The organism is Paenibacillus sp. JMULE4 (assembly GCF_013337105.1).
GTDB classification, from domain to species: domain Bacteria; phylum Bacillota; class Bacilli; order Paenibacillales; family NBRC-103111; genus Paenibacillus_G; species Paenibacillus_G naphthalenovorans.
Genome location: NZ_SGWF01000012.1, coordinates 139,122 through 152,302, shown reverse-complemented (window position 1 = coordinate 152,302; position 13,181 = coordinate 139,122). Strand labels below are relative to the sequence as shown.

The window sequence follows — 13,181 nt, the reverse complement described above, 5'->3', positions numbered from 1 at the left end:
GGGAAGCGGACATGAAAAAAACAGGAGTATTGGCAATCATCACGACATTATTGATTTCTCTGTTGTCCGGTTGCGGCGGGGAGAAGTCTGCGGCAGGAGCGGCAAAATCGGGGATTGATCCGAACCCAGCAAAATTGAGGATAGCTCTTCTGCCCGACGAATCACCTTCCACGGTAATCAAAAACAATGAAGGATTAAGGAATTATTTGGCGAAAACTTTAAATAAAGAAATCGAACTCGTCGTAACGACCGACTATTCTTCGATGATCGAAGCGATGCGCAAAGGGCATATCGAGGTTGCTTATTTCGGGCCTCTATCTTATGTACTGCTCAAGCAAAAGATGGAAAATGTCGAGCCGTTCGCCGCCAAGCTCGATAAAGGGGCGCCCACTTATAACGCGGTAGTCATCGCAGGAGCGAATACGGGTATCGCCCAATTAAGCGACATCAAAGGGAAAACTGTCGCTTTCGGAGATGCTGCCTCCACCTCAAGCCATATGATCCCGAAGGAAATGATTAAAAATGCCGGTTTGGAAGCGGAAAAAGACTACAAACAACAGTTTGTCGGAGCACACGACGCTGTAGCGAAAGCTGTGCAAAACGGCAATGCCGAGGCCGGCGGGCTCAGCAAACCGATCTTTGATTCCCTCGTGGAAAAAGGCACTATTGATAAAAACAAGGTGAAGGTCATCGAAGTATCCAAGCCGTATCCAAATTATCCATGGGCCATGAACAGTGAACTCGATCCGCAATTGAAAGAATCGATTAAAAAGGCGCTGTACGATTTGAAGGACAAAGATGTCCTCAAGCCGTTAAAAACCGAAGGTTTCGTGCCGATTACTGATAAAGATTTTGATGTCATTCGCGATATGGTAAAATTGCTTGGCATCGATCTGGAGAAGGTACAATGAGTGTAATCAAAGCGTCGGCTGCTTCTATCAAATCGCACAGCGGATCAGTCTTGATGAACGGATGGTTTTTCATTATCCTGATCGGAGCGGTGTTAATCCTAGGCTCCTTGTTTTACACCTTGAATGTCAGTTGGGACTCGCTTGCTAACAGCAGAACGCTAAGCAATTTCATATCGACTGTCGGAGAAATGTTTCCGCCCAATTTCGCCGTTGTGCCCACATTGGGGAAAGCGATCGTGGAAACTCTTGTAATGAGTGTTATGGCTACGATTCTTGCCGTTTTCTTATCGTTTCCTCTCAGCTTTTTGGCGGCGGAAAAAACATCGCTCCATCCCTCGGTTCGCTATATGGCCAAAGGCATATTTAACGCGTTGCGGACGATTCCTGAACTTATCATGGCGATTATCTTTGTGGCTTCCGTCGGCTTCGGAATTCTTCCGGGAATTCTCGCGCTGGGAATCCATTCGGCCGGGATGCTCGGGAAGTTTTATGCGGAAGCGATCGAAAAAGTGGACACCGGCTTGATCGAGGCGGTTGAGTCTTCGGGTGGATCGCGTTTTCATGTCATCGTCTTCAGCGTAATCCCTCAGATAGTAAGCCATTGCATTGACTTTACTTTGTACCGGTGGGAATACAATTTCCGCGCCTCGACGGTCGTCGGCATGATCGGCGCGGGCGGAATCGGCTTTCAATTAATCGCTTCTCTGCGGATCATGCAGTACCAAGATGTTCTTGCGATTCTTGCGGTTGTGTTTGTGATGGTGCAGTTGGTCGACGCGTTCGGGAATATGATTCGCAGAAAATTATTGTTTGGGGAGAATGGTACAAACAGATGAGCAGACCAAGGGTGTTTATTTCACACTGGATGCCGCAAATCGGTGTTGATATGATTAAAGAGTATTGTGAAGTCGATTATTACGACGGGATAGAGCCTTTATCCAAAGAAACCTTTATCGCTAGAGCCAAGAAGGCTGATGCGGTGCTCGCTTTCGTATGCGACACCATTGATGAGGAAATTCTGCAAAGCTGCCCGAACGTGCGGGTGATCAGCAGTTTCGGTAAAGGGTTCGATAATATTGATGTGGAAGCTTGTACCAGGCACAATATACTGGTGACGATTAATCCCGATGCGCTGACGGAATCTACGGCGGATTTGGCGATCGGATTGCTCCTATCGGTTTCCCGCAATATTTTAGCCGGCGACCGTCATGTGCGCAACAGGGAATTTAAAGGTTGGCATGCGGTTCATTGTCTAGGCCGCGACTTTCATCATTCCAAGTTGGGGATCATCGGATTTGGTGCCATCGGCCGGGCGATCGCAAAGCGCGCCAAAGGCTTTGGCGTTGAGATATCCTATTATGATGTTCGCAGATTTCCGGAAATGGAAGATCATCCGGGAGCGAGGTATATCGAATTGCCCGCACTGCTCAGCGAAAATGATTATGTGGTAGTGGCTGTCGATCTCCGGCCGGAAAACCATCATCTGATTGACCGGGAAGAGCTCGAATTGATGAAGAAGGATAGCTTTTTAATCAATATCAGCCGGGGATCGATCGTGAATGAGCAAGCCGTAGCGGAAGCTTTAGAGCAGGGCCGTTTGCGGGGATACGCTGCAGATGTTTTTGAGTTTGAAGATACGATTATCAAGAACCGTCCGTCGTATATTGCCGAAGCACTTTTAAGACAAGGACAGAAGACGGTATTTACCCCTCACATTGGCACTGGCACCATTGAAGCAAGGGAAAGATTGGCTGTCTCCAGCGCCACTCAATTGCTGACTGCACTGCAAGGGAAAATTCCTTCCGGAGCAATAAATCAAATAAAACTCGACCCTAGGATTATATAATTGCGCAAAAGGTTGGACGTGTGATCATCCGGCCTTTTTTGGCTCCGCGAAAGTTCATTGTTTAAATTATACAGCTTTTTTATAAGTTCCTTTAATAAAATGCTCTATTTTATTAATATTACATTCCGCCGAATTTTACACGCACATATTCCATAAAGGTGTATGCGGCAAGGGATTGCGACATCGTTTTATCGAGGACCAAATAAAAATGTCAAGGCCGGAATAAAAATTTAATTTTTAGCCGGGTTATTTTTTTAGGATTTAGTCAATATGGAGTAAGGGACAAGGGGGCTAGCCCCCTTGTCCCTTACTCGGCGGCGCGCGGCCGGGAGGTCAGCCGGAGGAGAGCCTGAAATCCGGAATTTAGAACTCACCATATACTTTTCCGACGAACGTAGATTAAAGCGTACATCATGCAGGATGACGTACCAATCCCGATCCATCTCCAGTCGGCCAGGGATAGGCGTATTTCCAATATAAAGCTCTATACCTTCTCCGCAATGTAGATCGTAATGGCGATCATCGGACGCTTTCTCTTCATCCTTCGCCACCTCCCGAACGTCGTGGAGCTTTTGTTGAAGATGGCAGTACGCCGGCGCGTATCTTTTCTTTCAAACGATAGGAATCCCCGCGCATATTAAAGACCGAGCTGTGGTGTAAGAGGCGGTCCAGTATAGCCGTCGCCAGCACGGGACTACCCAGCATCTCGCCCCATTCGCTGTATGACTTGTTGGATGTGATGATGATCGACCCACGTTCGTAGCGCTTAGATATAACTTGGAACAGGATCTGGGCACTCGTCGCATCAAAAGGGGCATAGCCAACTTCGTCCAGGATCAGTATCGTAGGCCTTGCATAACTCCGGAGGAATTTCGGAACTTGCCTGCATTCGGCTGCTTCTCTTGCAGCTTCCATGAATTCATCCGCACGCACAAATAACGCGGTCTGTCCCTGATGGATAGCCTCTAGCGCGATGGCCACGCTAAGGTGCGACTTTCCTACCCCCGGAGGTCCCAGAAACATCAGATTATGGCCCTCCCTATAAAACGAGCGAGCGATTAAATCGCGAATCCGGCGTTCATCCACACTGGTTTGCGCGGCAAAGTCGAATTCGGTTAACGTCTTTACGAAAGGAAAACGAGCATTTCGGACTCTTCGGTTCCATGATGCTTCTTGTTTGTGGTTTTCTTCCACATGCAAGAGGCTGCCTAAAAATTCAGCATATGATATACTGTTGGCAGAAGCCTCTTCAAGCAAGGCGTCGAGCCGATGGGCAATGGATTTCCAGCCCAACTGAGCGCAACGCTGCTGGAGTTCGATCAAGGCTTGCATACCAGAAATTCCTCCTCTCCGATTAACTCGTAATAATCAAGGGAGCGAGTTTCTACCTCAGGAGCTTTCTGAACGTGTGGGGAGGTCGCCAAACCATAGTCCCCTTCTTCAAGAGCTCCTTTTAATTTCGGCAGATGCTCCGGTCGATAAATGGTCGTTTTACCCGTCTCTTCGTTGATCCGGTATGTCGTGATTTTTTGTTCGTGATCCCACACTTCGAAATGATCGGAATCGATCCAACGAATACGAACTTCTTTTAGACCCAAATGACTTGGAACCGTATATTTCTTGGATTTAACCGATATGTAGCCGTCCCACACCAGCCGCTTTTCCCATTTCGCCACCACATAGGGGGCGATACCGCTGATAGGCGACAAGGCCTTGATTTCGTCCTGAAAACGTTCCTCCGGCGGCACACCGGTTGTGGCATTGGGTTTGGCGTTTGCTACCGTCTCCAGCCACTGCAGCGCATCTTGGTTCCAAGCTTCCAGCGCCGGTTCATGCTTGCGTTGCAAGAAGTTTTGGCGAACATATTTGACCGAATTTTCAACTTTGCCTTTGGTTCGTGGTTTCCCCGGTTTGCATACATCCACCTGGAACCCATAGTAGTGTGCAAAATCCGCGAAGACGCTTGTCAGGACGACTTCTTTGAGCAATCGTTTCTGGACCACGGTTTTCATGTTGTCAAAGAGCACTTTTTTTGGTATGCCTCCAAAGTACTCGAAGGCTTGTCTCATGCAGCGCAGGAAACTGTCCATCTTCATGGTATCCGTGAAACATACATACCGTTTTCGTGAATAACCCATCGTCATGATAAATCCATAAATCCGTCGGCGTTTCCCTTCGAAATTTTGAATGCCGCAATCCATCCAATCCACTTGCGCCTGTTCTCCCGGCGCTGTTTCATAGCGCGGAACCCCCTGTTTTCTCGGTGCACTCCGAAACCCTTGCACATAATCTTTGAGAATCGTTTTTCCGCCGGTATAGCCCTTGGCTCGCAGCTCATCGAACAGAACCTCGCAATTGGTCGTGCCTTCCTCGATTCGCTGCCTGATATACGCCTTATATGGATCGAGCTTGCTTCCCCGAGCCGGCCGGGTTTGTTTCTTAGGGATTTCCTTCGTATACTTTTTCGCTGTAGGCCAACTGATCTGCAACTCGTCGGCGATAGCGGTAATGCTCCATCCCTTCTTCTTTAAGTCTTGAATCACCCAGAACATTTCTTCCTTTCTCTCAAAATTCACTACTAAGCCTCTCCCTCGACACAAAGTTGCGCACCCTATTATATCGAGAGATTCGAGACTATTCTAAAATTTTATTCCGGCTATATTCTTAATTTTACATTCGGCGTTAACAAAAATTTCGACGCAAATGGATTCCCTTGATCTTAAGAATTTGCAATGTCTTCAATTGCAGTTCTTTACGAATTGCGAATCTCGACAAAATGGAGAAACCTATTCCCGATTCGACCGCGGCTTTCACCGATTCGGTGTTGCCCAATTCCAAAACCACATTTAATTCTTCAGGATTCAAATCGATCTTCCTCAGGCTTTCGTTAATGACCTGGCGTGTTCCGGAACCAGGCTCTCTTAGGATGAGAGGCAGCGAAAATAAATCATGAGGTGTCAGCACCCCTTTACTAGCGAGCAGGGGGTGCTGATTTTGTGTGGAACTGATGACAACCAGCTCGTCCTCAAGAAAAGGGTAACTTTCAATTTCCGGGTTAGATACCGGAGCTTCCACGAAACCGATATGAATCTCCTGCTTCAATAATTGCTCCACGATATGGAGGGAATTGCCGATTTTCATCCGCAGGTTAACCTTGGGATAGTCGAGCTTAAATATTCCCAGCACATACGGAAGAATATGTTCTCCGATCGTTGTGCTGGCCCCTATAAATAAATCGCCATGAATGGAATTTGAAAGTACTGTCAGTTCCTTTTCCGCGTCATGAACGAGTTGAAAGATTCTCTCCGCGTATCTCAGCAGAACTTTTCCATAATCGGTCAATTTGATTGTTCTTGTCGTCCTTTCAAATAACTTGACTTTCAAGGCTTCCTCCAGCTGCTGGATTTGCAAACTGACCGAGGGCTGGGAAAGATGAAGTATTTTTGCAGTTTCTGAAAAATTCCGTTTGGTTGCTGCGATATAAAACACGCGCAAATGATCCAGATTCATTGTCATTACTCCTGTCCTTCTTTTTACCTATCCAAAGTATAGTCCTTAAGTGTTAAAGCTGGATAAAATAAGAAAATTCATTTAACCCCTGAATCCGTGATAGTTCTTCTGTGAAAAAGAAGAAAAAGAAAGGAAATCGCATCTCCGATGGTGAATTTTAAAGGAACCATGAATGATCCACTTTCACCTGCGAGGTGCTACATATGAGAATCCAATTCACCCAATCTAAGGAAATTCTGTTGACTACGCATGCTGGCCTGGCCACCGTCGGCGCCTTGCTTTCCCATACCCGATTGCCGCAGCGTCTCAATCGCTCCACCGTGAAAGGAATGGAGAACCCGATTCACAGTCATGGCGATGTCATGACCAGCTATCTTGGCTTGCTTTGCCAAGGCAAAAGCGACTTCGACCACATCGAACCTTTCCGAAAAGATCCCGTATTCCAAACCTGCCTCGGTGTCCGCAAGGTGCCGTCAAGCCCGACGCTCCGTCAGCGTCTGGATGCCGCAGCTCAAACGATGAATGCCAACTGGAACGAGATCCTGCTTCAAGAATCCGCCGATCTGATTCGAAACGTAAAAGCACCTGTAACCGGACTGACACGGTATTTGTCAAGATAGTTGTCGCGATTTAATAAAATTAAGTTAGCTATCATTGCGTCTTCTGCACAGCTTGAATAAGCGTCGCTTTTTCCGGATTAAGCCATACTTCTTCTTTTAGACTCCAATCCCGTGTATCCCCTGACCAGCGACCTGGATGCAGGGCTTTCGCAGCTTCATAAACCTGCCGTCGCTTCTCAAATACTTGTTCCTCTTGTCCTTTATGCCTCTGGCTGGGCGTGAGGAAATTGAGCCCGCTGTGGCGATGCTCGTGGTTGTACCATCGTACAAAACGCAGCACCCATTCACGGGCCTCGGTGCGGTCTTTAAACCCTTGCTCCGGGTATTCTGGACGGTATTTGCACGTCCGGAAGATGGACTCCGCATAGGGATTGTCATTGCTGACTCGGGGCCGACTTCTGGAAGGCGTGATGCCTAAGCTATATAGCGTTTCCAATAAGGTTGCCCCCTTCATCGGACTGCCATTGTCCGAGTGCAGCACAAGGGGCTGCTGGCGAATGACACACTGCTCGCTAAGCACCGTTCTGCGTATTAACTGACTCGCATGCTCGGCCGATTCTTCTTCCCAAATCTCCCAACCGACAATTTTGCGACTATATAAATCTAGCACCAGGTAGAGGTAGAAGAACAGACCTTTAACGGGCCCTGGCATCCACGTAATATCCCACATCCAGACTTGGTTAGCTCCAGTAGCACAGTGGCTTGTCAGCGGCTTGGTGGTTCTTTTCTTGCTTCTTCCACGATGTTGCTGTTGTTTGTGTTTGTGCATCACACGATAAAAACTAGACTCCGAAGCAATATAGGTTCCCTGATCGGCAAGGGCGGGAACGATTTGACTCGGGGGGAGGCTCTTAAACTCAGGCTGATGGATGACGTCCAGAATCTGTTGTTCTTCTTCCTCGCTGAGCTTATGGACGGGCTCAGGACGCTTGGCATAAGGACGCCTATCTTCGCTAATCTTATGCTGACGCCAACGCTGCAGGGTTCTCTGGGTCAGTCCAAGCTCCTTACAGGCGAGGTGTTCCCTTGCACCGGCCTGAACAGCTTCTTCAATCAGTGATACAGCTAGCTGACGATCCGGGGCACTGATCATTCGTCCCCTTGGTCCCCCCAGATCGCCTGGGCCTTTTTTCGCAACACCAGTAAGGCTGCGGTTTCGGCCAATGCCGCTTCCTTTCGTTGAAGCTCGCGGCTTAGGGCCTTTACTTCTTGTTCTTTCGTTCGGAGATCCTTTTGCAGCTTGCTCGCTTGCTCGGCGATCCCGCCATTGGCGTTCATACAAGCATCGCGCCAGGCTTCCACTTGCTCGACGTACAGCCCTTTGGCACGACAGTATTCCGCCAACTCAATCTCACTTAATGCTGCTGTTTCTACCACGATGGCAAACTTATCTCGAGTGCTCCATCGCTCTGTAGATTGTGCACCTGTCGGCATGATCGTTCCTTGGGCCTTCGCCGCTTTCTTCCACTTATACAGCGCTGTTTCAGATATCCCGTACTCTTTGGCTAACTGGCTGACCGATTCATTATTCGGTGGCATCATTCGTTGCACGACTCTCTGCTTCAATTCCTGATTCACTTGGTTCATTGTCTCCCACCTCGTCCTTGTTATCCTCACTATACTTTCAATTGAGGGGTACGACAACTATTCTGACACAGGGGGGACAGCAGGCGAGCATACGGTGATTCCGCTGGATATCGATGTCTCTCCGTTCGATAACTCCGGTACGAAAAAAGAGGGTGTTTCGTTGACCTACAAAGGCACGTTCGGCTACGCCCCCATTTTCGCCTACCTCGGACAGGAGGGGTATAGCGTGAATGTGCAGCTTCGGGAAGGCAGCACGCACAGTCAGAAGGATGGCGCTGATTTTCTGCGCGAAAGCATCCAGTATGCCCGGCGCATCACGAAAGAGCGCCTTCTCGTGCGGATGGATTCCGCTCACGACAGTCTGGAAAATCTGCAGGTGTGTCATGCTGAGCCAGAGGTCGATTATATCATCAAGGTCAATCTGCGCAATACATCCAAGGAAAGTTGGCTACGGATCGCCGAAGACAAGGGCATGGCCTGTGAGCAGCGCCCCGGCAAGACGGAATACATGGGCGTGATCGCCTTTCCCGAAAAAGGCTTCGATCAAGCCCTTCGTCAAGTGTTTCAAGTGATCGTACGGACGATCGACCGTGAAGGTCAGATGCTCCTGTTCCCGGAAATTGAAGTGAACGTCTATTGGACTTCTCTTACCTGCTCGCCGTGGCGTGTCATCGAGTTGTATCGCGATCACGGCACGAGCGAACAATTTCATAGTGAGCTGAAGACGGATCTGGATTTGGAGCGACTGCCCGCCGGCAAATTCGATACCAACGATCTGGTTTTGCACGCGGGGGTGTTCGCTTACAACCTGCTCCGCATCATGGGGCAGGAAAGCTTGCGCCAAGACGATGCTCCGATTCGGGGAGGCGTACAACGTCGCCGCATCCGCACCGTGATTCAAAACATCGTGTACATCGCGGCTAGAGTCAGCCGACACGCTCGTCAAACGATTTTCAATTTTGGGCGATACAGTCCCTGGTTTCAGACCGTACGACGAGTGTACCAAGCGTTTGCCTGAATCCATTTTTCGCCATCCAGACCAACCCAAACTGCTCTTCCCTGTTCCGGCCTTACCGTAAACAGCAAGGCTTATTGAGCATGCCTTGCTTGATGGATTCTGTCATTTGTAGATTTGTTTTCATCACGAATCTTTAGCTGATGGGGGGATTTCCGATTACTTTTTTCCATATACTGCCCTCTCTGGCGGAGTGGACTTAAGTTTGTCACGGATTCAGGGCATACTGAACAACCACTCAGGTTTCTTTCCAGTATAGCCCTATCCTGCTGTGTAGTGTTAATAGTAAGTACGATTTTAACGTTAGGATAACTTACACAAAAATATTTACACTCCCGCGGATAGAGTTCATTTGTGTTATTCGTTTGAAGACGTAATGTCAAACAAGTGAGCGTATTCTCCGTATCCTTCCGTTTCCAATTTTTCCTTAGGAATAAAACGAAGTGCCGCTGAATTGATGCAATAACGTAATCCGCCTTTGTCCCTAGGACCGTCTTCGAAGACATGCCCCAGATGGGAATCTCCGTTTCTGCTTCGCACCTCGGTACGAATCATACCATGGCTGGTATCAAGATGTTCTGTAATATTGGAGTGACGTAATGGTTTTGTAAAACTCGGCCAGCCGCAACCCGAATCGAATTTATCTAAAGAACTGAATAACGGCTCACCAGATACAATATCGACATAAATGCCTTCCTCCTTATGATTCCAATATTCGTTTCGAAAAGGTGGCTCTGTTGCATTGTTTTGAGTCACTTCAAATTGAACAGGAGAGAGGCTATTTCTTAATTGTTGTTCATTTTTATGAAGCCTCCAATGTTCCTTTAGAAATGTATCCCTTCCCGAACCTTGACGATACATTTTGTACCGGTAGGAATTCTTCTTATGGTAATCCTGGTGATAATCCTCCGCGGGATAAAACCTTGCAGCAGGTACAATTTCGGTAACGATTGGTTTATTAAACCGCCCACTTTCCTCAAGTGCTTTTTTTGAAGCCTCCGCCAGCCTTTTCTGTTCATCTGTATGATAAAAGATTGCAGTTCTGTACGATGAGCCACGGTCAAAAAATTGCCCGCCTGAATCGGTAGGATCAATTTGTTGCCAATAGATTTGCAATAACTTCTCATATGGGAATAATTCGGGATCAAATGTAATTTGCACAGCTTCGGTATGCCCCGTAGTTTCCGAACAAACCTCTTCATAGGTCGGATTTTCCTTGTGGCCACCGGTGTAGCCTGAAACGATCTTCACGATTCCGGGCAACTCTTCAAAAGGTTGAACCATACACCAAAAACATCCGCCCGCGAACGTAGCTTTCTCCAATTTGCTCTCTGTCACAGAAATTTCCTCCTTATTTTTCCTTCTTATTAAACAGCCGTTTATTTCTTTTCTTGAGCCGTTCAAAATGTTCATTTGTTGCATTAGCTTCCGGAATTGTATTCTTATCATTGGTAATAAATAGTGATTTCAAATCATCCAGATTTGAATGCTTCTCAATATGAGCGTTAAAATCCAAAAGGTTATTTTTAATCCCGTTTTCCTCACGCAAATGAGGAAAGGCGCTCGTAACAAGTATATTCTTGTACTGCTTTTCATAGTGTTCTTTCTGGATTTTCAGGATGCGAATCTGTTCTTCCTGCTCCTTCAATTTTGTCTCATATTGGCTTAGTTTTTCAAGCTTTTGCTTATAATCCTCCTTTTCTTTATACATTTGATAAAAAGTATCTTGAAAATGTTCTAGCTCATAAATAATCTTGTTATAATCTTTCCCATGCACTTGAAATAGTTGGTAAATGTTTGGAAAATAAATAGCATCTATTTCGCTGTTTTCAGATGATCGAAGAATGGGTCGATTCAACTCATCTATGGTATCCGGTATTCTGCGACTCCATGTGTTTCTTCCAATTCCGGTCCTTCTTTCCAAATCTTTATACGTTAGCTTTGCACCCTTTAAATCATTTTTTATTTGAACGGCCATTTTTTTTAGTTCCATGTCGCTGTAATCCGACTTCCTGCCGCGTTTTCGGCTATCGCCTTGATTATTTGTCCGTTGTATCTTCTTCGTCATTCCAATCCAACTCCATTATCCTTGAATCCACCATCGCTTTTCGATCCATTAAATCCAATAAATTTTTCGAGAAAGATTGATACGATTCCTCATATTTTATCCTGTGAACCTCTTCTTGAATCTGTATTAATGAATGGTTTATTTCTTTCATGCAACGTAACGTTGTCTTTATTTCTGCATCAAGAATCGAGCTTTGACTCTCTAGCCAAGAAATTGCCGTATTTATTTCGTTTACTGCCGGTTTAAATATATAGTGTTCACAATCCCTGCAATCCGGAACACAATGTATTGGGAAATCGTTTGACTCATCTCCACAAAAGCCATACGGAATCTTCTTTTTACCACCCAGTTCTTCCAAAGTATAAATTTTTCCTTTATCTACTGCTGTTCTCCTTTTTCCCAGAAATCCTTCTGGCATCTTTTCTGCAATCTTATTTTCCATTCTTTTTCGGGCAAGATGATAAACAAAAGAGTCTGCAAAATGAGCAGCGTGATAAAAATAGTTCTCTTGAGATTCAATTTGCTCATGATGGGCCATTCTTGCGACAGATAGCATATTAAAACCTTGAAGCACCATATTAATAATAGCAAAATGCTTCGTGTCACCAGGTTTGATTTCTCTTGCCGGCCGATATTCAAACTTACTCTCAACGACATCCCTATAAAATTCCTTGAGCAAGTAAGAAAAACGGACATCATTGAATCTTTTTGCGTCCATATTTACCTGTCTTTTTCGATATTTTTGATAATATTCCAACGGAAACAAATAAACGGGCTCATATCCAAGCAAGTTTAACAGAACCTGTTTATACGATCGAATACTTTCAAAAATATTGTGATCGATTTGTATCGATTCCCACTCAATAACTTCGTTTATATCGGTACTTTTGTTCTTAATTCTAGGGACGGTTAACCAAAGAGAATGCTCGGCCTCCTGAAGGCAGCCAAATTTAATCTGAAAAAACTCGTTTGGTCTCATCGGGATCACATTCGTGATTCGCCACCATAATAATATTGGCAAAAAGGGGAAGTGTTCCTGATTCCATGCTTGTTCAAAGAAGTCATTGATTATATCGTCAAACTGGAGCACTTCTTCAAAATCGGGCAAGTCCCTGTTATCGTGATGGGCCCTCGTGATAAGATTGCATATTTCAATAATCTTTTCAGCATCTTTAATTGGGTGGAAATTTATAAAATTTTGAAGTGTACAGGCCATGTACCAAGCGTTCGGTTTTGAGGTTGAATGTAAAAATTTCTCGAGTTCATTCAAATCTGTAAAGTTCTGAGTCTTGAGGATTATAGCTTTCAGCAGATTACATTCTCTTTTGCATGTTCTTGGTGATTTTCCGCTTATTCGGCGAATCAATATAAATCCTTTTAGAGCCAGATTAAGTTCTCGATATACTTCAAGACCAAACTTCATTGAAAAATAACGGTCAGCACTTTCCGATGTCATTTTCCACAAATATCATCAAAGGAATCAGCGACAAGATATCCTGCCTCTTTCAAATTATAAAAAGCTTCTTCATAATCTTTCCTCTTATAGTCATGGAATTGAATATCCTCAACAACATCTAATCTATGATTTCCCAAAGTATTGACAGTTCTTCGTATTTGCATAAAT

Annotated in this window: 14 protein-coding genes; 5 read left to right on the top strand and 9 right to left on the bottom strand. The window is 45.9% G+C overall.

All coding sequences use genetic code 11. The annotated features are described in order from the left end of the window. Positions 1 to 11: 11 nt before the first annotated feature. From phnD to EXW96_RS10320, 3 genes are read left to right on the top strand one after another with little or no spacing between them, the layout of a single operon-like run. Complete coding sequence (gene phnD / locus EXW96_RS10330) at positions 12 to 911, top strand: phosphate/phosphite/phosphonate ABC transporter substrate-binding protein (RefSeq protein ID WP_027093487.1); 900 nt, start codon at positions 12 to 14, stop codon at positions 909 to 911. Further along, complete coding sequence (phnE, locus tag EXW96_RS10325; protein WP_083351434.1) at positions 908 to 1,747, top strand: phosphonate ABC transporter, permease protein PhnE; 840 nt, start codon at positions 908 to 910, stop codon at positions 1,745 to 1,747. Before phnD ends, phnE begins: the two co-directional genes overlap by 4 nt. Continuing rightward, positions 1,744 to 2,757: an NAD(P)-dependent oxidoreductase gene (locus tag EXW96_RS10320; RefSeq protein WP_027093489.1), complete on the top strand. Its 1,014-nt coding sequence runs from the start codon at positions 1,744 to 1,746 to the stop codon at positions 2,755 to 2,757. Before phnE ends, EXW96_RS10320 begins: the two co-directional genes overlap by 4 nt. Before the next feature lie 254 nt (positions 2,758 to 3,011). Here the strand turns inward: EXW96_RS10320 and EXW96_RS10315 are convergent, their stop codons facing one another. The 4 genes from EXW96_RS10315 to EXW96_RS10300 form a co-directional block, all read right to left on the bottom strand. Beyond that, the gene (locus tag EXW96_RS10315; RefSeq protein ID WP_174349717.1) at positions 3,012 to 3,308 is read right to left on the bottom strand and encodes a DUF5348 domain-containing protein; all 297 of its coding nucleotides are present in this window, start codon (positions 3,306 to 3,308) and stop codon (positions 3,012 to 3,014) included. Further along, complete coding sequence (gene istB / locus EXW96_RS10310) at positions 3,295 to 4,089, bottom strand: IS21-like element helper ATPase IstB (protein ID WP_196427002.1); 795 nt, start codon at positions 4,087 to 4,089, stop codon at positions 3,295 to 3,297. Before istB ends, EXW96_RS10315 begins: the two co-directional genes overlap by 14 nt. Next, entirely contained in the window at positions 4,077 to 5,333 is a 1,257-nt protein-coding gene (gene istA / locus EXW96_RS10305) for an IS21 family transposase (RefSeq protein ID WP_155615815.1), read from the bottom strand. Before istA ends, istB begins: the two co-directional genes overlap by 13 nt. 106 nt (positions 5,334 to 5,439) lie before the next feature. Beyond that, positions 5,440 to 6,267, bottom strand: coding sequence for a selenium metabolism-associated LysR family transcriptional regulator (locus tag EXW96_RS10300; protein WP_174350516.1), 828 nt, complete (start codon positions 6,265 to 6,267; stop codon positions 5,440 to 5,442). Positions 6,268 to 6,470: 203 nt separating this feature from the next. On the opposite strand from EXW96_RS10300, the gene EXW96_RS10295 reads away from it, so the two are divergent. Then, positions 6,471 to 6,887 carry a hypothetical protein gene (locus EXW96_RS10295; RefSeq protein WP_375256447.1) on the top strand — a complete coding sequence of 139 codons (417 nt, stop codon included), beginning with the start codon at positions 6,471 to 6,473 and terminating at the stop codon, positions 6,885 to 6,887. 31 nt (positions 6,888 to 6,918) lie between these two features. Here the strand turns inward: EXW96_RS10295 and EXW96_RS10290 are convergent. Continuing rightward, positions 6,919 to 8,474, bottom strand: a protein-coding gene (locus tag EXW96_RS10290; protein ID WP_254611337.1) for an IS3 family transposase whose coding sequence is annotated in 2 segments (ribosomal slippage) — positions 6,919 to 8,009 and positions 8,009 to 8,474 — 1,557 coding nt in all. Because the reading frame shifts where the segments join, the coding sequence is not laid out codon by codon here. A 94-nt stretch (positions 8,475 to 8,568) separates the two neighbouring features. Here EXW96_RS10290 and EXW96_RS10285 point away from each other — a divergent pair. Next, entirely contained in the window at positions 8,569 to 9,492 is a 924-nt protein-coding gene (locus EXW96_RS10285) for an IS1380 family transposase (protein WP_309225063.1), read from the top strand. Between the two features lie 354 nt (positions 9,493 to 9,846). Here the strand turns inward: EXW96_RS10285 and msrA are convergent, their stop codons facing one another. From msrA to EXW96_RS10265, 4 genes are read right to left on the bottom strand one after another with little or no spacing between them, the layout of a single operon-like run. Next, on the bottom strand, positions 9,847 to 10,833 hold the full coding sequence (gene msrA, locus EXW96_RS10280) for a peptide-methionine (S)-S-oxide reductase MsrA (RefSeq protein ID WP_302848203.1): 987 nt from the start codon (positions 10,831 to 10,833) through the stop codon (positions 9,847 to 9,849). A 7-nt stretch (positions 10,834 to 10,840) separates the two neighbouring features. After that, positions 10,841 to 11,557, bottom strand: a complete 717-nt coding sequence (locus EXW96_RS10275; protein ID WP_074730199.1) for a hypothetical protein — start codon at positions 11,555 to 11,557, stop codon at positions 10,841 to 10,843. Continuing rightward, on the bottom strand, positions 11,529 to 13,013 hold the full coding sequence (locus tag EXW96_RS10270; protein ID WP_174350515.1) for a hypothetical protein: 1,485 nt from the start codon (positions 13,011 to 13,013) through the stop codon (positions 11,529 to 11,531). Before EXW96_RS10270 ends, EXW96_RS10275 begins: the two co-directional genes overlap by 29 nt. Continuing rightward, entirely contained in the window at positions 13,010 to 13,177 is a 168-nt protein-coding gene (locus EXW96_RS10265) for a hypothetical protein (protein WP_174350514.1), read from the bottom strand. The genes EXW96_RS10270 and EXW96_RS10265 overlap by 4 nt, the downstream gene beginning before the upstream one ends. Positions 13,178 to 13,181: the final 4 nt, after the last annotated feature.